19 protein-coding genes and 6 tRNA genes are annotated in these 18,391 nt (G+C 43.0%); 24 read left to right on the top strand and 1 reads right to left on the bottom strand.

Features of this window, described 5'->3' with window-relative positions; translation table 11 throughout:
• The first annotated feature begins 44 nt into the window (after nucleotides 1–44).
• The 11 genes from PCY17_RS11275 (at nucleotide 45) to PCY17_RS11225 (ending at nucleotide 6,898) form a co-directional block, all read left to right on the top strand.
• Nucleotides 45–117 (top strand) — tRNA-Phe (locus PCY17_RS11275).
• 17 nt (nucleotides 118–134) lie between these two features.
• A tRNA-Tyr gene (locus tag PCY17_RS11270) sits at nucleotides 135–215 on the top strand.
• An 11-nt stretch (nucleotides 216–226) separates the two neighbouring features.
• Nucleotides 227–297, top strand: a tRNA-Trp gene (locus PCY17_RS11265).
• 14 nt (nucleotides 298–311) lie between these two features.
• A tRNA-His gene (locus PCY17_RS11260) sits at nucleotides 312–384 on the top strand.
• A gap of 13 nt (nucleotides 385–397) precedes the next feature.
• Nucleotides 398–469 (top strand) — tRNA-Gln (locus tag PCY17_RS11255).
• A 9-nt stretch (nucleotides 470–478) separates the two neighbouring features.
• Nucleotides 479–562: transfer RNA gene (locus PCY17_RS11250), tRNA-Leu, on the top strand.
• A 174-nt stretch (nucleotides 563–736) separates the two neighbouring features.
• Nucleotides 737–2,014, top strand: a complete 1,278-nt coding sequence (locus PCY17_RS11245; protein ID WP_049478123.1) for a glutamyl-tRNA synthetase — start codon at nucleotides 737–739, stop codon at nucleotides 2,012–2,014.
• A 75-nt stretch (nucleotides 2,015–2,089) separates the two neighbouring features.
• The gene (gene thrC / locus PCY17_RS11240; RefSeq protein WP_084879941.1) at nucleotides 2,090–3,574 is read left to right on the top strand and encodes a threonine synthase; all 1,485 of its coding nucleotides are present in this window, start codon (nucleotides 2,090–2,092) and stop codon (nucleotides 3,572–3,574) included.
• 60 nt (nucleotides 3,575–3,634) lie between these two features.
• The gene (locus PCY17_RS11235) at nucleotides 3,635–4,915 is read left to right on the top strand and encodes an MATE family efflux transporter (protein ID WP_125413636.1); all 1,281 of its coding nucleotides are present in this window, start codon (nucleotides 3,635–3,637) and stop codon (nucleotides 4,913–4,915) included.
• Between the two features lie 3 nt (nucleotides 4,916–4,918).
• Nucleotides 4,919–5,575: an HAD family hydrolase gene (locus PCY17_RS11230; RefSeq protein ID WP_247941321.1), complete on the top strand. Its 657-nt coding sequence runs from the start codon at nucleotides 4,919–4,921 to the stop codon at nucleotides 5,573–5,575.
• 129 nt (nucleotides 5,576–5,704) lie between these two features.
• Nucleotides 5,705–6,898: a LysM domain-containing protein gene (locus tag PCY17_RS11225; protein WP_125854206.1), complete on the top strand. Its 1,194-nt coding sequence runs from the start codon at nucleotides 5,705–5,707 to the stop codon at nucleotides 6,896–6,898.
• A gap of 178 nt (nucleotides 6,899–7,076) precedes the next feature.
• On the opposite strand, the gene PCY17_RS11220 is transcribed toward PCY17_RS11225, so the two are convergent.
• Complete coding sequence (locus tag PCY17_RS11220; RefSeq protein ID WP_084943951.1) at nucleotides 7,077–7,934, bottom strand: DUF975 family protein; 858 nt, start codon at nucleotides 7,932–7,934, stop codon at nucleotides 7,077–7,079.
• Between the two features lie 116 nt (nucleotides 7,935–8,050).
• Between PCY17_RS11220 and tgt the strand changes: the two genes are divergently transcribed.
• The 13 genes from tgt to PCY17_RS11155 all read left to right on the top strand — a co-directional run bounded on the left by tgt (nucleotide 8,051) and on the right by PCY17_RS11155 (nucleotide 18,366).
• Nucleotides 8,051–9,193 (top strand): tRNA guanosine(34) transglycosylase Tgt, encoded by a 1,143-nt coding sequence (gene tgt, locus PCY17_RS11215; RefSeq protein WP_001285249.1) that lies wholly within the window; start codon nucleotides 8,051–8,053, stop codon nucleotides 9,191–9,193.
• A 133-nt stretch (nucleotides 9,194–9,326) separates the two neighbouring features.
• Complete coding sequence (locus PCY17_RS11210; protein ID WP_084921487.1) at nucleotides 9,327–11,144, top strand: acyltransferase family protein; 1,818 nt, start codon at nucleotides 9,327–9,329, stop codon at nucleotides 11,142–11,144.
• A 140-nt stretch (nucleotides 11,145–11,284) separates the two neighbouring features.
• Complete coding sequence (nagA, locus tag PCY17_RS11205; RefSeq protein ID WP_001134442.1) at nucleotides 11,285–12,436, top strand: N-acetylglucosamine-6-phosphate deacetylase; 1,152 nt, start codon at nucleotides 11,285–11,287, stop codon at nucleotides 12,434–12,436.
• Nucleotides 12,437–12,588: 152 nt separating this feature from the next.
• On the top strand, nucleotides 12,589–12,954 hold the full coding sequence (locus PCY17_RS11200) for a DUF1033 family protein (protein WP_000286399.1): 366 nt from the start codon (nucleotides 12,589–12,591) through the stop codon (nucleotides 12,952–12,954).
• A 69-nt stretch (nucleotides 12,955–13,023) separates the two neighbouring features.
• Nucleotides 13,024–13,965 (top strand): competence type IV pilus ATPase ComGA, encoded by a 942-nt coding sequence (comGA, locus tag PCY17_RS11195; protein WP_301395555.1) that lies wholly within the window; start codon nucleotides 13,024–13,026, stop codon nucleotides 13,963–13,965.
• Nucleotides 13,913–14,929: a competence type IV pilus assembly protein ComGB gene (gene comGB / locus PCY17_RS11190; protein WP_301395565.1), complete on the top strand. Its 1,017-nt coding sequence runs from the start codon at nucleotides 13,913–13,915 to the stop codon at nucleotides 14,927–14,929. Before comGA ends, comGB begins: the two co-directional genes overlap by 53 nt.
• Nucleotide 14,930: 1 nt before the next feature.
• Nucleotides 14,931–15,254 carry a competence type IV pilus major pilin ComGC gene (comGC, locus tag PCY17_RS11185; RefSeq protein ID WP_000735800.1) on the top strand — a complete coding sequence of 108 codons (324 nt, stop codon included), beginning with the start codon at nucleotides 14,931–14,933 and terminating at the stop codon, nucleotides 15,252–15,254.
• Nucleotides 15,217–15,651, top strand: coding sequence for a competence type IV pilus minor pilin ComGD (gene comGD, locus PCY17_RS11180; protein WP_301395553.1), 435 nt, complete (start codon nucleotides 15,217–15,219; stop codon nucleotides 15,649–15,651). Before comGC ends, comGD begins: the two co-directional genes overlap by 38 nt.
• Nucleotides 15,614–15,916, top strand: a complete 303-nt coding sequence (comGE, locus tag PCY17_RS11175) for a competence type IV pilus minor pilin ComGE (protein WP_000413367.1) — start codon at nucleotides 15,614–15,616, stop codon at nucleotides 15,914–15,916. Before comGD ends, comGE begins: the two co-directional genes overlap by 38 nt.
• Nucleotides 15,879–16,340, top strand: a complete 462-nt coding sequence (comGF, locus tag PCY17_RS11170; RefSeq protein ID WP_301395550.1) for a competence type IV pilus minor pilin ComGF — start codon at nucleotides 15,879–15,881, stop codon at nucleotides 16,338–16,340. Before comGE ends, comGF begins: the two co-directional genes overlap by 38 nt.
• Nucleotides 16,318–16,731 carry a competence type IV pilus minor pilin ComGG gene (comGG, locus tag PCY17_RS11165; RefSeq protein WP_061588016.1) on the top strand — a complete coding sequence of 138 codons (414 nt, stop codon included), beginning with the start codon at nucleotides 16,318–16,320 and terminating at the stop codon, nucleotides 16,729–16,731. Before comGF ends, comGG begins: the two co-directional genes overlap by 23 nt.
• A 32-nt stretch (nucleotides 16,732–16,763) precedes the next feature.
• Complete coding sequence (locus tag PCY17_RS11160) at nucleotides 16,764–17,354, top strand: class I SAM-dependent methyltransferase (protein ID WP_070696780.1); 591 nt, start codon at nucleotides 16,764–16,766, stop codon at nucleotides 17,352–17,354.
• A 58-nt stretch (nucleotides 17,355–17,412) separates the two neighbouring features.
• The gene (locus tag PCY17_RS11155; RefSeq protein ID WP_049519113.1) at nucleotides 17,413–18,366 is read left to right on the top strand and encodes a class I SAM-dependent methyltransferase; all 954 of its coding nucleotides are present in this window, start codon (nucleotides 17,413–17,415) and stop codon (nucleotides 18,364–18,366) included.
• The last annotated feature ends 25 nt before the right edge of the window (nucleotides 18,367–18,391 follow it).

The raw sequence follows: 18,391 nt of genomic DNA, 5'->3' as shown, positions 1-18,391 counted from the left end.
TCATAACCCGAAGGTCGTAGGTTCAAATCCTGCTCCCGCAATTTGGCTCGGTAGCTCAGTTGGTAGAGCAATGGATTGAAGCTCCATGTGTCGGCGGTTCGATTCCGTCTCGCGCCATATTTTATTTATAACTTGGAAGGGTAGCGAAGAGGCTAAACGCGGCGGACTGTAAATCCGCTCCTTCGGGTTCGGGGGTTCGAATCCCTCCCCTTCCATTACTTTAGTTACGGGCATAGTTTAAAGGTAGAACTAAGGTCTCCAAAACCTTCAGTGTGGGTTCAATTCCTACTGCCCGTGTTAATATGATTATGGCGGGTGTGGTGAAGTGGTTAACACACCAGATTGTGGCTCTGGCATGCGTGGGTTCGATCCCCATCACTCGCCTATTTTATATTATTGGGGTATAGCCAAGCGGTAAGGCAAGGGACTTTGACTCCCTCATGCGTTGGTTCGAATCCAGCTACCCCAGTTACTATTTGCCGGCGTGGCGGAATTGGCAGACGCGCTGGACTCAAAATCCAGTGTCCGCAAGGACGTGCCGGTTCGACCCCGGCCGCCGGTATAGTAATAAAGACAAGGTTTTCGGACCTTGTTTTTTGTTTTGGTAAAGATTTTGATTAAGTACAGATAACTGATGAATCATCTTTTTCTTCTTATTCTAGTCATTTTTAGTGTATTTTTGGTATAATATTACTTATTCACAATTTATTTTGATTATGAAAGAGTTTGGTGATTAATGTCTCGGTCTGTTGAATTACTAAAGAAACGTTACTTAAAGAATATAAAAGAGCACCCAGATTTATTTATTGGGATTGAGTTAGAATATCCTATTGTAAATTTAGAGGGTAAAGCTACAGATGGTGAAGTTGTTAAGGATCTCTTTCGGTATTTACCATCAGTACTGGGCTTTACTATCGAAAAAGTGGATGATTTTGGTAATCCAATTCAGTTGTTTGATCCAGTCAGCCAAGATACGATCTTATTTGAGGTTGCTTATATGACAATTGAGTTTGCATTCGGAAAAGCCAAATCTATCCGAGAGGTAGAAGAACGCTTTACCTTCTATATGGCTACGATTCAGAATAAGTTGGGGGAAGCTAATCATGCTATTGTTGGCTGCGGCATTCATCCCAACTGGGATAAAAATGAGAATTGTCCAGTGGCTTATCCCCGCTATCAGATGTTGATGGATTATCTGAATTTGAGTAGAAATGTAACTAAATCAGATTTACATCATTTCCCTGAGTATGGAGCCTTTATCTGTGGGAGTCAGGTTCAACTAGACATTTCAAGGTCCAACTACCTGCGTGTTATCAATGCTTTTACTCAAATTGAAGCAGCTAAAGCTTATTTGTTTGCAAATTCTGAGTTTTCAGGGGCAGATTGGGATACCAAAATTTCGAGAGATATTTTTTGGGAAGAATCCATGCATGGTATCTATCCAGAGAATGTAGGTGTCAATACTAGACTATTTAAAGATGAGGATGATTTTTTTGACTATCTAAATCATTCTGCGATTTTTACTGCGGAGCGTGATGGGCAGACCTATTATTTTTATCCGATTCAGGCTAGAGATTATTTGACTACACCTGAAATCCAAGCATTCACCCTTAATGGGGATGAGGTATTGATTCATCCTCAGGAGGAGGATTTCCAAACTCATCGTAGTTACCAGTACCAAGACTTAACGACTCGAGGAACAGTTGAGTTTCGTAGTGTGTGTACTCAGCCGCTTGATAGGACTTTTGCTTCTGCAGCCTTTCATTTGGGTTTGTTGCTCAATTTAGACAAGTTAGAAGCTTACTTGCAATCTGCACCATTTTTTACCACATTTGGTCTTGATTATAAGTCATTGAGGCGACAATTTTCTAAGAAAAGGCTCACAGATGAAGAAGAAGCTGCGGTTCTCGAGTTTTCTAAAGAGTTACTCACCCTAGCTGAGGCGGGACTGGAGAAAAGAGATAAGCAAGAAATGGTTTATTTAGAGCCTTTGAAGAAAGAATTGGGATTATAATTTCTCTTATAAAGGGAGAATTTTCTGAAAAATCATGATATAATGGAAGAGACTATAGATAAAGGATAGAGATTCATGACATTAGTTTATCAATCAACGCGTGATGCCAATAATACAGTAACTGCCAGCCAAGCTATTTTGCAAGGTTTGGCGACGGATGGTGGTCTGTTTACACCACTTACTTATCCAAAGGTAGATTTGGACTTTGACACATTAAAGGATGCTTCTTACCAAGAAGTGGCTAAATTAGTTTTATCAGCCTTTTTAGATGACTTTACGGCTGAGGAGTTGAACTGCTGTATCAACAATGCCTACGATAGCAAGTTTGATACTCCAGCGATTGCGCCATTGGTGAAACTGGATGGGCAATACAACTTGGAATTGTTCCATGGTTCAACGATTGCCTTTAAAGATATGGCCTTGTCTATCTTGCCATACTTTATGACGACAGCCGCTAAAAAGCATGGTTTGGAGAACAAGATTGTCATTTTGACAGCGACATCTGGTGATACTGGAAAAGCTGCTATGGCAGGGTTTGCCGATGTGCCTGGTACTGAGATCATCGTCTTTTATCCAAAGGATGGTGTCAGCAAGGTACAAGAGTTGCAAATGACTACTCAGACTGGCGACAATACTCATGTTATCGCTATTGATGGAAACTTTGATGATGCGCAAACAAATGTGAAACATATGTTTAACGATGTAGCTCTTCGTGAAAAGTTGGCTGCCAATAAACTGCAATTTTCATCAGCTAACTCTATGAACATTGGTCGTTTGGTACCACAGATTGTTTATTATGTCTATGCCTACGCTCAGTTGGTCAAGTCTGGTGAGATTGTGGCTGGTGAAAAGGTCAACTTCACAGTACCAACAGGAAACTTTGGAAATATTTTGGCTGCTTTTTATGCTAAACAAATTGGTCTGCCAGTTGGCAAATTAATCTGTGCTTCAAATGACAACAATGTGTTGACAGACTTCTTTAAAACCCGTGTTTACGACAAGAAACGTGAGTTTAAGGTGACGACTAGTCCATCTATGGATATCTTAGTATCTTCAAACTTGGAGCGTTTGATTTTCCATCTTTTGGGGAATGATGCGGTTAAGACAGCTGAACTCATGAATGCCTTGAGTACACAAGGACAATATGAATTGACAGACTTTGATGCAGCGATTCTGGAACTCTTTGCAGCTGAATATGCGACTGAGGAAGAAACTGCGACAGAAATTAAACGTGTTTATCAAACAGATGCCTACATCGAGGATCCACATACGGCGGTTGCCTCAGCTGTTTATAGAAAATACCAAGCGGCTACTGGGGATGCGACTAAGACAGTGATTGCTTCAACAGCTAGTCCATACAAGTTCCCAGTGGTTGCAGTAGAAGCGGTAACAGGAAAAGCAGGCTTAACTGACTTTGAAGCCTTGGCTCAATTACATGACATTTCAGGAGTGGCAGTGCCACCAGCGGTTGATGGCCTTGAAACGGCTCCAGTTCGTCATAAAACAACAGTGGCAGCTGCTGACATGCAAGCAGCGGTTGAGGATTATCTAGGACTTTAAGACAGAGGGAGTAAACTCGGTTGGGAAACCAACTGAGTTTCTTTTCATCAGGAGGAAGGATTGTTTAAGAAAAATAAAGACATTCTTAATATTGCATTGCCAGCTATGGGTGAAAACTTTTTGCAGATGCTCATGGGAATGGTGGACAGTTATTTGGTCGCTCACTTGGGCTTAATCGCCATTTCAGGTGTTTCAGTGGCTGGCAATATTATCACGATTTACCAGGCGATTTTTATCGCTCTGGGAGCTGCTATTTCTAGTGTTATTTCAAAAAGTTTGGGGCAGAAAGATCAGTCCAAGCTAGCCTACCATGTGACTGAGGCGTTGAAAATTACTTTACTATTAAGTTCACTTTTAGGCGCTTTATCCATCTTTGCTGGGCAAGAGATGATAGGACTTTTGGGAACTGAGCAGGCTGTGGCTGAGAGCGGTGGGCTCTACCTATCTTTGGTGGGTGGATCGATTGTTCTCTTGGGCTTGATGACGAGTCTAGGTGCCTTGATTCGTGCAACGCATAATCCGCGTCTACCCCTCTATGTGAGTCTGTTATCCAATGCCTTGAATATTCTTTTTTCAAGTCTAGCTATTTTTGTCCTTGATATGGGCATAGCGGGTGTTGCTTGGGGGACTATCTTGTCTCGCTTAGTCGGTCTTGTGATTTTGTGGTCGCAATTAAAGCTGCCTTTTGAGAAACCGACTTTTGGTTTAGATAAGGAACTATTGACTTTGGCTTTGCCAGCGGCAGGAGAACGTCTCATGATGCGAGCTGGAGATGTAGTGATCATTGCCTTGGTCGTCTCTTTTGGGACGGAGGCAGTAGCGGGAAATGCAGTCGGAGAAGTCTTGACCCAGTTTAACTATATGCCTGCCTTTGGCGTCGCTACGGCGACGGTCATGCAGGTAGCTCGAGCAGTTGGAGAGAATAACTGGGAAAGAGTAGATGATTTGAGCAAGCAAACCTTTTGGCTTTCTCTGCTTCTCATGTTGCCCTTAACTCTCAGTATCTATGCCTTGGGGACAACATTGACTCATCTCTATACGACGGACCCTATAGCAGTTGAAGCGAGCGTTTTGGTGGCACTGTTCTCTCTACTAGGAACTCCCATGGCGACAGGGACAGTTATATATACGGCAGTGTGGCAGGGATTGGGAAATGCTCGCCTCCCCTTTTATGCGACAAGTATTGGGATGTGGTGTATCCGTATAGGGACAGCCTATCTTATGGGTATTGTTCTTGGTTGGGGCTTGCCTGGTATTTGGGCAGGGACTCTCTTGGATAATGGTTTCCGTTGGTTATTTCTACGTCACCGTTACCAGCGTTATATGATCTTGAAAGGATAGGAGATGCAAAAAATAGCCTTTATTTGGGATTTAGACGGGACTTTATTGGACTCTTACGAAGCGATTTTGTCAGGGATTAAGGAGACCTTTGCTCAGTTTTCTATTCCTTATGATAAGGAGAAAGTGAGAGAGTTTATCCTCAAGTTTTCTGTGCAGGATTTGCTGGAGAAGGTGGCAGAAGAGAGAAATCTGGATGCGGAAGTACTCAATCAGGTGCGTGCCCAAAGTCTGGCTGAGAAAAATGCCCAGGTAGTTTTGATGCCAGGTGCGCGTGAAGTGCTATCTTGGGCAGACGAAGCAGGGATTCAGCAGTTTGTCTATACTCATAAGGGGGGCAATGCTTTTGCCATTCTCAGAGACCTGGGGTTGGAATCCTATTTCAAAGAGATTTTAACCAGTCAGAGTGGCTTTGCGCGCAAGCCCAGTCCAGAAGCGGCGACCTATCTGCTAGACAAGTATGAGTTGGATTCTGAGAACACCTACTATATAGGAGACCGGACTTTGGATGTGGAATTTGCCCAGAATAGTGGCCTTCAAAGCATCAACTTTTTAGAGTCTTCTTATGAAGGGAATCACAGGATTCAAGAGTTAGCAGATATTCCTCATATTTCTGAGGATTGGGGACGAGAAGATTGTGTCAGTTTTGTGACAGAAACCTAACAAACTATTTCAAGTAATCGAGTTTGTTACAAGGAATAGACAGTTCTGTTAAATAGGCCCGAGAGGGCTTTTTTTCTGCTTTTTTTGTGTTATGATAGACAGGTACTCATTTGAAAGGAATATGAACGAATGAAGAAAAGAATTATTTTAGCCTCAACAGTAGCCTTATCTCTTGCTCCCGCATTAGGAGCTAAAGCTCAAGAAATCTCTTGGACAGCACGTAGCGTTGAGCAAATCCAAAATGACGTGACGAAAAACGAAAACAAAAACAGCTATACAGTTCAGTATGGTGATACCCTGAGCACGATTGCAGAAGCTTTGGGAGTAGATGTGACGGTTCTTGCTAATTTGAACAAAATCACCAATATGGACTTGATTTTCCCAGATACTGTCCTCACTACAACTGTTAATGAGGCAGAAGAGGTAACGGAAGTTGAAATCCAAGCTCCTCAATCAGATGCTAGTGAAGAAGTGACGACTGCGACAGCTGATTTGACGACGAATCAAGTGACAGTCGATGAACAAACAGTTCAAGTAGAAGACCTTTCTCAACCAATTGAGGAAGCTCCAACTGCAACAGAGACTGAAAAACCAGCAGAAGTAGCGCCAAGTTCAGAAGTTTCTGAGACAGCGACAGTTGCTGAAGAGACACCATCTACAGAAACATCTGTAGCTGAAGAAACAGCTGAAACGACTCCAGCGGAAGCACCAGTAGCAGAAACAACTAGTCCAGTTGAAGAAGCTCCACAAGCAGCGACTCCAGCTACCGAAGAAACGGCAGCAACAACTCCAGCAGAAGCCCCAGTAGCAGCTGCTCCAGCAACTGAAACACCTGCTGATACAACAGGATCAAGTGCAACAGAAGAAGCAGCATCAACAGCAACTTCGACTTATCAAGCAGAGCAAAGCCAAACTCCTTCAAGAACATATTCAGCTCCAGCGGCTCCTGACTATGCAGGACTTGCTGTAGCTAAGTCTGAGAATGCTGGTCTTCAACCGCAAACGGCAGCCTTTAAGGAAGAAATCGCCAACTTGTTTGGCATCACATCCTTTAGTGGTTACCGTCCTGGAGACAGTGGCGACCATGGGAGAGGTTTGGCCATCGACTTTATGGTTCCAGTGAGTTCAGCACTTGGTGATCAAATCGCGGAATATGCAGTCAAAAATATGGCTAGCCGTGGTATCAACTATATCATCTGGAAACAACGTTTCTACGCTCCATACGATAGTAAATATGGACCAGCCTACACGTGGAATCCAATGCCGGATCGTGGTAGTGTGACCGAAAACCACTATGACCACGTTCACGTTTCAATGAACTAATCACTAAAATGGAAGTTGGGAACTGATTAAGTTCCCGCTTCTTTTTTTGTGTGATAGTTTCAGGGGAATGGGAAGATTATTCTGAAGCAAGGTGGGCCTGCTATTTTGACTCTGCTGAGTATGTTACTTTTGAAATAAGAAAACCAGCGTCCTGAGCGACGCTGGTTTTTGTATGCTCTTATCCATTTCGACGTTTACGGGCTAGTAGGGCTCTGTAAAAGAAGATATGATTGTTTTGGATATAGGGAAGGATTGAAAAACTAGCAATTCCAAAAGTGATCCAATTGAGGAAGTACCAAGGAAGTAGTTGTAAGTCGAGGACAAAGCGTTGAAATTTGTAACCCTTCATCAAGAAACGGCTGGTTTTCAGGATTTGACGGGGTTTAGCCTGTCCTAAATCTAGAGTGTCGCAGAGGAGGAATTCTACCTGCGAGTAAGCGTAATGTTGCGGGATATAGAGGGCATTTCCTACAATCATCAAGATGAGGCTCGCGAAAAAGTAGAGTCCAAAGGCCATAAGGAATTGCTCCGTTTCAACGGATGAGAGGTCTAATTTTGGAAATTCAGGATGTAGGGCGACAAATCTCCGAGCCAAGAGATTGCTATAAAAAAGAAAATAAACGCCTACTAAGTTTGGAATGCTCCATAAAAAAAGGTAGAAACGTTTGAGGAGTAGGGTCAGGAAGGCCTGCGAGAAGCGCTCTTCAGCAAAGAGGGCTAGACTAGATTTTACTGAGAGTTCCGTATCAGGATCCTTGAGGAGTCTGAGTGTCGCAAAGGCAGCACCTGCTAGAAAAATAGCGCTCATAAAAGAAACCACTAGCGGGAAGAGATAGGCTTGGAGAACTTGTGCCAGCATGCTGAAAAAGGATTGCTCTAAAACACTTTCTTGGAGACGAGCCAAGGGGTTGAGAAAGCCTGACAAGATGACCAACATACTAGGAAGGAGATAGACCAGAAGGAGGCGGGGATTTTCAGCCTGAAATTGCCTCGTCTGCAGACGAATGGTTTTTAAATCAATTTTTGGGTATTTCATTCTCTCATTATACCATAGTTCGTGACAGTTCCAGCTTTTTTTGATAAAATCATACAGTATGCCTTTGGGCGCAAAGTATGAACTGGGACTGTTTTTCCCAGCTTCGGAGGTAAAAAATGTCAGATTCACCAATCAAATACCGTTTGATTAAGAAAGAAAAACACACGGGAGCTCGTCTGGGAGAAATCATCACCCCTCACGGCACCTTCCCGACACCTATGTTTATGCCGGTTGGGACCCAAGCTACTGTCAAGACCCAGTCACCAGAGGAGTTGAAGGAGATGGGATCAGGAATTATCCTGTCTAATACTTATCATCTCTGGCTTCGTCCTGGAGATGAACTCATCGCACGCGCAGGTGGTCTCCACAAATTTATGAACTGGGACCAACCAATCTTGACGGATAGTGGTGGTTTCCAGGTTTATTCCCTAGCAGATAGTCGTAATATCACCGAAGAAGGAGTAACTTTTAAAAACCATCTCAATGGTTCCAAGATGTTCCTATCGCCAGAAAAGGCCATCTCTATTCAGAATAATCTGGGCTCAGACATCATGATGTCCTTTGACGAATGTCCTCAGTTTTACCAACCTTACGACTACGTTAAGAAATCCATCGAGCGTACCAGTCGTTGGGCTGAGCGTGGTTTGAAGGCTCACCGTCGTCCACAGGATCAAGGTTTGTTTGGAATTGTGCAGGGGGCAGGATTTGAAGACCTTCGCCGTCAGTCAGCTCATGACCTTGTCAGCATGGATTTCCCTGGATACTCTATCGGTGGTTTGGCTGTGGGAGAAACGCACGAAGAAATGAATGCCGTCTTGGATTTCACAACCCAGCTTCTCCCTGAAAATAAACCTCGCTATTTGATGGGTGTCGGAGCGCCAGACAGCTTGATCGATGGGGTCATTCGTGGTGTGGATATGTTTGACTGTGTCTTGCCGACTCGTATCGCTCGTAACGGAACTTGTATGACCAGCCAAGGTCGTTTGGTTGTCAAGAATGCCCAATTCGCTGAAGACTTTACGCCACTGGATCCTGAGTGTGATTGCTACACATGTAAGAACTATACACGCGCTTATCTTCGCCACCTGCTCAAGGCTGACGAAACCTTTGGTATCCGCTTGACTAGCTACCACAATCTCTACTTCTTGCTCAACCTCATGAAGCAGGTCCGTCAAGCCATCATGGATGACAATCTCTTGGAATTTCGTGAGTATTTTGTGGAAAAATATGGTTACAATAAGTCAGGGCGCAATTTTTAAAGTGTAAAAATAGAATGCCAAAATCCTAAGTTTTCTCTTAGGATTTTTCCTATTTTTTTGATAGAATAGGGAGTATAATGGAATGGAAATTAGGTGGTGTTTTGCTTCCTAATTTAATGGAGAATAGACTCGTATGCGTATTAAATGGTTTTCCTTGATTAGGATTACAGGTTTACTTTTGGTGCTTTTGTACCACTTCTTTCAAACGATCTTTCCTGGAGGATTCTTTGGGGTAGATGTCTTTTTCACTTTTTCAGGATTTTTGATCACCTCCCTCCTTTTAGAAGAATTTGGGAAGGCACGCCAGATCGATTTGCTGGGCTTTTTTAAGAGACGGTTTTACCGCATCGTGCCACCTGTGGTGCTGATGGTTTTGGTGACCATGCCTTTTACTTTCTTGGTTCGTCAAGACTATGTTGCTGGAATTGGTGGCCAGGTTGCTGGAGTTCTCGGTTTTATGACCAACTTCTACGAAATGTTAACAGGGGGAAGTTATGAATCCCAGTTCATTCCGCATCTCTTTGTTCACAACTGGAGCCTAGCTGTTGAGGTTCACTACTATATCCTTTGGGGCTTAGCGGTTTGGTTTTTATCGAAACGTTCAAAATCTAGTAGTCAATTGAGAGGGATGGTCTTTCTCCTTTCTGCTGGAGCTTTTATCATTAGCTTTTTCTCCATGTTTATTGGTAGTCTAATGGCGAGTTCCTATTCATCTGTCTACTTTTCAAGTTTGACCCATGTCTATCCCTTCTTTTTAGGAAGCATTTTGGCGACGGTTGTGGGGGTTCGTCAGACGAGCGATTTAGTCAAGCAGTTTGATCGGATGTGGGATATTCGTCAGAATCTACTGGTATTTGCTGCAGGTCTCTTGGTGTTAATGCTCTTGACTTTCTTTGTCAAGTTCACCTACCTGTTTGCGTACTTATTTGGTTTCTTGCTAGCAAGTTTAGCGGCAGTGACCATGATTTTTGCTGCGCGTGTCTTGCATGAGAAAACGCCTGAGATACAAGAACCTCGGATCATTACATTTTTAGCGGATACCAGCTATGCGGTTTATCTCTTCCACTGGCCTTTTTATATTATCTTTTCTCACTTGATGAGTAATCTGCCTGCTGTTATTCTGACGATCATCTTTTCTTATTTCTTTGCTATCCTATCCTTCTATATTATTGAGCCGTTGATTGCCGGTAAATCCAATCCTTTAATACGGAAGATTAGTCGATTACCTCATATTAAACCAATTAGTGCTACTGGTGCTGGCATTCTTACCTTGCTTACCTTGATTATCATAGCTGTGGCTCCTCAGGTTGGAGCTTTTGAGACAGACTTGATGGTCAATGGTTTCAAACAAGCCCAGACCAATATAGGACAAACAAAGACTCTTGCTGAACAAGCTGAACTGAGTCGCCTAGGAATTTCTGAGGGAACAAGCCTAATAGGAGATTCGGTAGCCTTGCGTGCCAATACAGCCTTACAAGAGGCACTCCCTGAAGCGAATATCAATGCCCAGGTTAGCCGAACGACCAAGCAAGCCAATGACATCATGCTCAATAACAGTCAGAACAAGGCGCTGCTAAAAACAGTTGTCATTGCAACGGGAGTCAACAATCCTGAAGGTTACAAGAATGATTTGGACAGCATCGTGAACAATCTACCGAAAGGACACCATCTGATACTGGTGACACCTTATGAGGGAGACAAGAGCAAGGACACTTACACATCAGTGGAGCAGTATGCGGCTTATGCACGGGAATTAGCTGAAAAGAATCCTTACGTGAGCATCGCTGACTGGAATAAGGTTGCTAAGGAACATCCTGAAATCTGGGCTGGAACCGACCAAGTCCACTTTGGAAATGATAGCAACATGATTGAAGAAGGTGCTAAACTTTACGCAGAGACGATTGCAGCTGCTGTAAAGGCTGCTCAAGAACTGCCTGTAAAATCAAAATAAAATTAAAGAGTTGGAAAAATCCAGCTCTTTTAAAATATCTCTAGAAAATAGGTCTATACCATTTACAAATGAAAAAGAAAGGTTTATAATGTAATTGACATAATAAATTCTAGAATCAATCTATCAAGGAGGTTATCATTATGCCTAATTATATTAAAGCGGATCAGTTTTTCTACCCACACGGAGTTCGTCGTGGCGGTTACTTGGAACTTGTGGATGGCAAGTTTGGCAAACATGTAGAACAGATTCCCGAGGGAGCTGAGGTGATTGACTATACAGGTTATAGCATTGCCCCAGGACTTGTGGATACCCATATTCATGGATTTGGTGGTGTGGATGTCATGGATAATAACATCGAAGGAACCCTTCATACCATGAGTGAAGGATTGCTTAGCACGGGTGTTACCAGCTTCTTGCCAACGACCTTGACTTCCTCTTACGAGCAGTTGCTTGCAGTAACTGAAAATATCGGTGCTCGTTACCAGGAAGCAAGTGGAGCCAAGATTCGTGGGATCTATTTTGAAGGTCCGTATTTCACAGAGAAATACAAAGGAGCCCAAAACCCTGCCTATATGAAAGACCCTCGTATGGATGAGTTTCGTGCTTGGCAAAAAGCAGCCAATGGCCTGCTCAATAAAATCGCCCTTGCGCCAGAACGCGAAGGTGTAGAAGACTTTGTTCGTACGATTACGGGTGAAGGAGTGACCGTTGCTCTTGGGCACTCCAATGCGACTTTTGATGAAGCTAAAAAAGCAGTCGACGCTGGAGCGAGTGTTTGGGTACATGCCTACAATGGGATGCGTGGGTTGACTCACCGTGAGCTCGGTATGGTGGGAGCCATGTATGAATTGCCACATACTTATGCAGAGTTGATCTGTGACGGTCACCACGTAGATCCAAAGGCCTGTGATATTTTGCTCAAGCAAAAAGGAACTGAAAATATCGCCCTTATCACAGACTGTATGACAGCTGGTGGCTTGGAAGATGGAGATTACATGTTGGGAGAATTCCCAGTAGTTGTTGCTAATGGAACTGCTCGCCTCAAATCGACAGGCAATTTGGCAGGTTCTATCCTTAAACTCAAAGATGGTTTGAAGAATGTGGTCGAATGGGGCATTGCGAATCCGCATGAAGCAGTCATGATGGCCAGCCTCAACCCAGCAAAATCTGTTCACATCGATGATGTCTGTGGTCAAATCCGTGAAGGTTACGACGCCGACTTTATCGTATTAGATAAAGATTTGGAATTGGTAGCAACCTACCTAGATGGTGTGAAACGTTATCAAGCCTAAAAAGATAAAAATAGGGGTCAATAAAGGACTCCTATTTTTATGATAGGCTGAAAAGCTATTTAAAGAAGTCTTCCTAAAGGGAAAGGCAAGCAAAATCCTTTTCTTGTAATAAAAAATTAGATATAATATACGATACAAAGGAAGTAGTAAGAATGTATCGTGTTATAGAAATGTATGGGGATTTTGAACCGTGGTGGTTCATAGAAGGTTGGGAAGAAGATGTCATCATGAGTCAATCTTTTGACAAGTATTATGATGCTCTAAAATATTATAAATCATGCTGGTTTGAGCTGGAAAAGAAGAATCCTCTTTATAAGAGTCGGAGTGATTTGATGACTATTTTTTGGGATCCTGCCGACCAACGCTGGTGTGATGAGTGTGATGAGTATTTGCAACAGTACCATTCTTTGGCACTTTTACAGGATGAGCAAGTCATTCCCGATGAAAAGCTACGTCCAGGCTACGAAAAACAAACAGGTCAAGAAAAGCACCGTTCTTGCCGCATGAAATGGAGATAAAAAGTAACTTTTAAAAGTTGCTTTTTATTTTTTTCAATTTTTTGCGAATAGTTAGATAAGGAGGGCGGTATGGTACAAGAAATTGCACAGAAAATTATTGCTACTGCGAAAGAAAAGAAGGCTCAGGATATCTATTTCATTCCCAAGGAAAAGTCCTACGAGCTTCACATGCGGGTTGGAGACGAGCGGTGTCTCGTTGACTCCTATGAGTTTGATGTTTTAGCTGCTGTGATTAGTCATTTCAAGTTTGTAGCGGGTATGAATGTAGGGGAGAAGAGACGTAGTCAGCTGGGCTCTTGCGACTATCAGCATGGGGAGAAGGTGTCTTCTCTGCGTTTGTCTACCGTAGGAGATTATCGGGGACATGAGAGTTTGGTTATTCGTTTGTTACACGATGAAGAGCAGGATTTGCATTTTTGGTTTCAGGATATTAAAGAATTGGGCAAGCAGTACAGGCAACGGGGACTCTATCTCTTTGCAGGTCCAGTCGGAAGTGGCAAGACGACCTTGATGCACGAATTGGCCAAGTCACTTTTTAAGGGGCAACAGGTTATGTCCATCGAAGATCCTGTCGAAATCAAGCAGGACGACATGCTCCAGTTGCAGTTAAATGAAGCGATTGGCTTGACCTATGAAAATCTCATCAAACTGTCTCTCCGGCATCGTCCTGACCTCTTGATTATTGGTGAAATTCGGGATAGCGAGACGGCGCGTGCAGTAGTTAGAGCCAGTTTGACAGGGGCGACAGTTTTTTCAACCATTCATGCCAAGAGTATCCGAGGTGTTTATGAACGCCTTCTGGAGTTGGGTGTGACGGAGGAGGAACTAGCAGTTGTCCTGCAAGGAGTCTGCTACCAGAGATTAATCGGGGGAGGAGGAATCGTTGACTTTGCAAACAAAGACTATCAAGAACACCAGCCAACTAGCTGGAATGAGCAGATTGATCAGCTTCTTAAAGATGGACATATCACAAGTCTTCAGGCTGAAACGGAAAAAATTAGCTACAGCTAAGCAGAAGAAAATCATCACTTTGTTTAACAACCTCTTCTCCAGTGGCTTTCATTTGGTGGAAATTATTTCTTTCTTGGGAAGAAGTGCCCTGCTAGAAAAGGACTATGTGGCCCAGATGCACCAAGGCTTGGCTCAGGGGAAATCATTCTCAGAAATGATGGAAAGTTTGGGTTTTTCAAGTGCCATTGTGACCCAATTATCTCTAGCTGAAGTGCATGGAAATCTTCACCTGAGTCTGGGGAAGATAGAAGAATATCTGGATAATTTGTCCAAGGTCAAGAAGAAGTTAATTGAAGTGGCGACCTATCCCCTGATTTTGCTGGGATTTCTCCTGCTAATCATGCTGGGGTTGAGAAACTATCTACTTCCCCAACTGGACAGTAGCAATATTGCCACTCAAATCATCGGCAATCTGCCACAAATATTTCTGGGACTAGTGCTGGTTTGCTCTCTATCTTTACTTTTAGCCCTCACTTTCTACAAAAGAAGTTCCAAGATGCGGGTTTTCTCGATGTTGGCACGGGTTCCCTTTCTAGGAATCTTTGTCCAGACCTATCTGACGGCCTATTACGCGCGTGAATGGGGCAATATGATTTCGCAGGGAATGGAGCTGACGCAGATTTTTCAGATCATGCAGGAACAAGGTTCCCAGCTCTTTAAAGAAATCGGTCAAGATCTGGCTCAAGCCCTGCAAAATGGCCGCGAATTTTCTCAGACTATAGGAACCTATCCTTTCTTTAAAAAGGAGTTGAGTCTCATCATCGAGTATGGGGAAGTCAAGTCCAAGCTGGGGAGTGAGTTGGAAATCTATGCTGAAAAAACTTGGGAAGCCTTTTTTACCCGAGTTAATCGTACCATGAACTTAGTACAGCCACTGGTTTTTATCTTTGTGGCTCTGATTATCGTTTTACTTTATGCGGCAATGCTTATGCCCATGTATCAAAATATAGAGGTAAATTTTTAAAGTGAAAAAACTCATGACAAATTTAAAAAAAGCCAAGGTTAAAGCTTTCACTTTGGTAGAGATGCTAGTGGTCTTGCTCATCATCAGTGTTCTTCTCTTGCTCTTTGTGCCCAATTTGACCAAGCAAAAGGATGCCGTAGATGATAAAGGAAAAGCTGCTGTTGTCAAGGTCGTAGAAAGCCAGGCAGAGCTCTATAGTCTGGACAAGAATGAAGATGCTAGCCTTAGCAAATTACAAGCGGACGGCCGTATCACAGCTGAGCAAGCCAAAGCTTATAAAGACTACCATGCAAAACAAAAAACAAGTCAAACTGTTGCAGATTAAGGCCTTTACCATGCTGGAAAGTCTCTTGGTTTTGGGACTTGTAAGTATGATTGCCTTGGGCTTGTCCGGTTCTGTCCAGTCCACTTTTGCAGCGGTAGAGGAGCAGATTTTCTTTATGGAGTTTGAAGAACTCTATCGGGAAACACAAAAACGCAGTCTAGCCAGTCAGCAAAAGACCAGCTTGAACTTAGATGGACAGACGATCAGTAATGGCAGTCAAAAGTTGACAGTTCCTAAAGGAATTCAGGCACCATCAGGACAAAGCATTATATTTGACCGAGCTGGGGGCAATTCGTCCCTGGCTAAGGTTGAATTTCAGACTAACAAAGGAGCGATTCGCTATCAATTATATCTAGGAAATGGAAAAATTAAACGCATTAAGGAAACTAAAAATTAAGGCAGTGATTTTACTGGAAGCGGTGGTTGCTCTAGCCGTTTTTGCCAGTATTGCGACCCTTCTTTTGGGACAAATTCAGAAAAATAGACAAGAAGAGGCAGAAATCTTGCAAAAGGAAGAAGTCTTGCGTGTGGCGAAGATGGCTCTGCAGACAGGTCAAAATCAGGTAAACATAAACGGAGTGGAGATTCAGGTGTTTTCTAGTGAAAAAGGAGTGGAGGTCTATCATGGTTCAGAGAAGTTACTCGACCTTAAAGAGCAGTAAGGTAAGGGCTTTCACTCTTTTGGAATCTCTGCTAGCCCTTATCGTCATTAGCGGTGGCTTGCTTCTCTTTCAAGCCATGAGTCAGCTCCTTATTTCAGAAGTTCGCTACCAGCAACAAAGCGAGCAAAAGGAATGGCTCCTGTTTGTAGACCAGCTAGAAGCTGAGTTAGAGCGTTCGCAGTTTGAAAAGGTAGAAGGCAATCGCCTCTACATGAAACAGGATGGTAAGGATATCTCTATAGGGAAATCTAAATCGGATGATTTTCGGAAGACCGATAGCAGTGGACGAGGTTACCAGCCAATGGTTTATGGCCTCAAATCAGCTCAAATCACAGAGGAAAATCAACTGATTCACTTTCGTTTCCAATTTCAAAAAGGCTTAGAAAGGGAGTTCATCTATCGTGTGGAAAAAGCAAAAAGTTAAGGCAGGCGTTCTCTTATATGCAGTTACCATGGCAGCTATTTTTAGCCTTTTGTTGCAGTTTTATTTGAACCGGCAAGTCGCCCATCACAAAGACTATACCCTAAACAAAGAGAAGTTGGCAGCTTTTGCCATGGCCAAGCGAAGTAAGGATAAGGCTGAGCAAGAAAGTGGGGAACGAGTCTTCAACTTAGGAAAAGTCAGGTATCACAATACGAAAACAGGTTTTGCAACAAGTGTTCGTATGAATAAGGGAGACTATGAATTTCTCTTTCCTCCGATGGAAACCCAAGAAAAGAAAACAGCTAAAAAGGAAGAGGTAGCGACTGATTCAAGCAATCAAGCAGGGAAGAAAAAATCAGAAGAAAAGCCTGAAAAGAAAGATAATTCCTAGTCAATTCAACTACTTTGTGCTAAACTAAAAGCATGAAACATGATTTTAATCACAAAGCAGAAACCTTTGATTCGCCCAAAAATATCTTTCTTGCAAATTTGGTTTGTCAAGCAGTTGAAGCACAGATTGATTTTCTACCAGACAAGGCAATACTGGACTTTGGTGGTGGGACGGGTCTGTTAGCCTTGCCTCTAGCTAAGCAAGCCCAGTCGGTTACCCTTGTAGACATCTCGGAGAAGATGCTGGAGCAAGCCCGTTTGAAAGCAAAGGAACAAGAAATCAGGAATCTTCAACTCTTGGAGCAGGATTTACTGGTGAATCCCTTAGAGCAACAATTTGACCTGATTGTTGTCAGTCGGGTTCTTCATCATATGCCTGATCTAGATGCAACTCTTGCCATGTTTTACCATCACCTTAGGGAGAATGGACAAGTTCTCATCGCTGATTTTGTCAAGACAGATACCAACCACCATGGTTTTGATTTAGCTGAACTGGAAACCAAGCTCGCCCAGTTTGGTTTTTCGAGCATTGGCAGTCAGATTCTCTATAGTGCTGAAGGTCTTTTCCTCGGAAATTACGCAGAACTCTTTTTAACAGTAGCCCAAAAATCACTCGCTGACTAAAGCAGTGATTTTTTCTCTTCAGATGGAAAAAATAGGGGAATTTTGATAAGATAGGAATATGGATTTTGAAAAAATAGAACAAGCTTATACGTATTTACTAGAGAATGTCCAAGTCATCCAAAGTGATTTGGCGACCAACTTTTATGATGCCTTAGTAGAGCAAAATAGTATCTACCTAGATGGCGAGACAGAGCTGGAGCAGGTCAAGGAGAACAATCAAGCCCTTAAGCGCTTAGCGCTTCGCAAGGAAGAGTGGCTCAAGACCTACCAGTTTCTCTTGATGAAGGCAGGACAAACGGAACCTTTACAGGCCAATCACCAGTTTACACCAGATGCCATTGCCCTCCTCTTGGTACTTGTTGTGGAAGAGTTGTTTGAACAAGAGGAAATTAGCATCCTCGAAATAGGTTCTGGTATGGGCATTTTGGGGGCTACTTTCTTGACTTCTCTCTCTAAAAAAGTAGATTACTTGGGAATCGAAGTGGATGACTTGCTGATTGATTTGGCAGCCAGTATGGCAGATGTGATTGGTTTACAGGCTGGTTTTGTTCAAGGCGACGCGGTTCGTCCGCAAATGCTTAAGGAAAGCGACGTGGTCATTAGCGACTTGCCTGTTGGCTATTACCCAGACGATGCCATCGCTTCGCGCTATCAAGTGGCTTCTAGTCAAGAGCATACCTATGCCCATCATTTGCTGATGGAGCAAGGGCTCAAGTACCTTAAGTCAGATGGCTATGCTATTTTTCTAGCTCCGAGTGATTTATTGACCAGTCCTCAAAGTGACTTATTAAAAGGGTGGCTCAAAGACGAAGTGAGTCTGGCTGCCATCATCGCTCTGCCAGAGGATATTTTCTCAACTGCAAGCCAAGCTAAAAGTATTTTTGTCTTACAGAAGAAAAGAGATAAAGAAATAGAACCCTTTGTTTACCCTCTTACTAGCTTGCAAGATCCGTCAGTTTTGTTGACCTTTAAAGAAAATTTTCAAAATTGGAGCAAAGGTACTGAAATATAAAAGAGATTTTGTTATAATAGATGAA

This window comes from Streptococcus sp. SO2, assembly GCF_030440025.1.
Note: the sequence above shows the minus strand (reverse complement) of the source record. Positions and strands in the feature narration are given on the sequence as shown.

What these genes read in the sequence shown, in the direction of transcription:
- PCY17_RS11245 (WP_049478123.1), top strand. Translation starts at nt 737, where the DNA reads ATGTCTCGGTCTGTTGAATTACTAAAGAAACGTTACTTAAAGAATATA.
- thrC (WP_084879941.1), top strand. Translation starts at nt 2,090, where the DNA reads ATGACATTAGTTTATCAATCAACGCGTGATGCCAATAATACAGTAACT.
- PCY17_RS11230 (WP_247941321.1), top strand. Translation starts at nt 4,919, where the DNA reads ATGCAAAAAATAGCCTTTATTTGGGATTTAGACGGGACTTTATTGGAC.
- PCY17_RS11225 (WP_125854206.1), top strand. Translation starts at nt 5,705, where the DNA reads ATGAAGAAAAGAATTATTTTAGCCTCAACAGTAGCCTTATCTCTTGCT.
- PCY17_RS11220 (WP_084943951.1), bottom strand. Translation starts at nt 7,934, where the DNA reads ATGAAATACCCAAAAATTGATTTAAAAACCATTCGTCTGCAGACGAGG.
- tgt (WP_001285249.1), top strand. Translation starts at nt 8,051, where the DNA reads ATGTCAGATTCACCAATCAAATACCGTTTGATTAAGAAAGAAAAACAC.
- PCY17_RS11210 (WP_084921487.1), top strand. Translation starts at nt 9,327, where the DNA reads ATGCGTATTAAATGGTTTTCCTTGATTAGGATTACAGGTTTACTTTTG.
- nagA (WP_001134442.1), top strand. Translation starts at nt 11,285, where the DNA reads ATGCCTAATTATATTAAAGCGGATCAGTTTTTCTACCCACACGGAGTT.
- PCY17_RS11200 (WP_000286399.1), top strand. Translation starts at nt 12,589, where the DNA reads ATGTATCGTGTTATAGAAATGTATGGGGATTTTGAACCGTGGTGGTTC.
- comGA (WP_301395555.1), top strand. Translation starts at nt 13,024, where the DNA reads ATGGTACAAGAAATTGCACAGAAAATTATTGCTACTGCGAAAGAAAAG.
- comGB (WP_301395565.1), top strand. Translation starts at nt 13,913, where the DNA reads ATGGACATATCACAAGTCTTCAGGCTGAAACGGAAAAAATTAGCTACA.
- comGD (WP_301395553.1), top strand. Translation starts at nt 15,217, where the DNA reads ATGCAAAACAAAAAACAAGTCAAACTGTTGCAGATTAAGGCCTTTACC.
- comGE (WP_000413367.1), top strand. Translation starts at nt 15,614, where the DNA reads ATGGAAAAATTAAACGCATTAAGGAAACTAAAAATTAAGGCAGTGATT.
- comGF (WP_301395550.1), top strand. Translation starts at nt 15,879, where the DNA reads ATGGTTCAGAGAAGTTACTCGACCTTAAAGAGCAGTAAGGTAAGGGCT.
- PCY17_RS11160 (WP_070696780.1), top strand. Translation starts at nt 16,764, where the DNA reads ATGAAACATGATTTTAATCACAAAGCAGAAACCTTTGATTCGCCCAAA.
- PCY17_RS11155 (WP_049519113.1), top strand. Translation starts at nt 17,413, where the DNA reads ATGGATTTTGAAAAAATAGAACAAGCTTATACGTATTTACTAGAGAAT.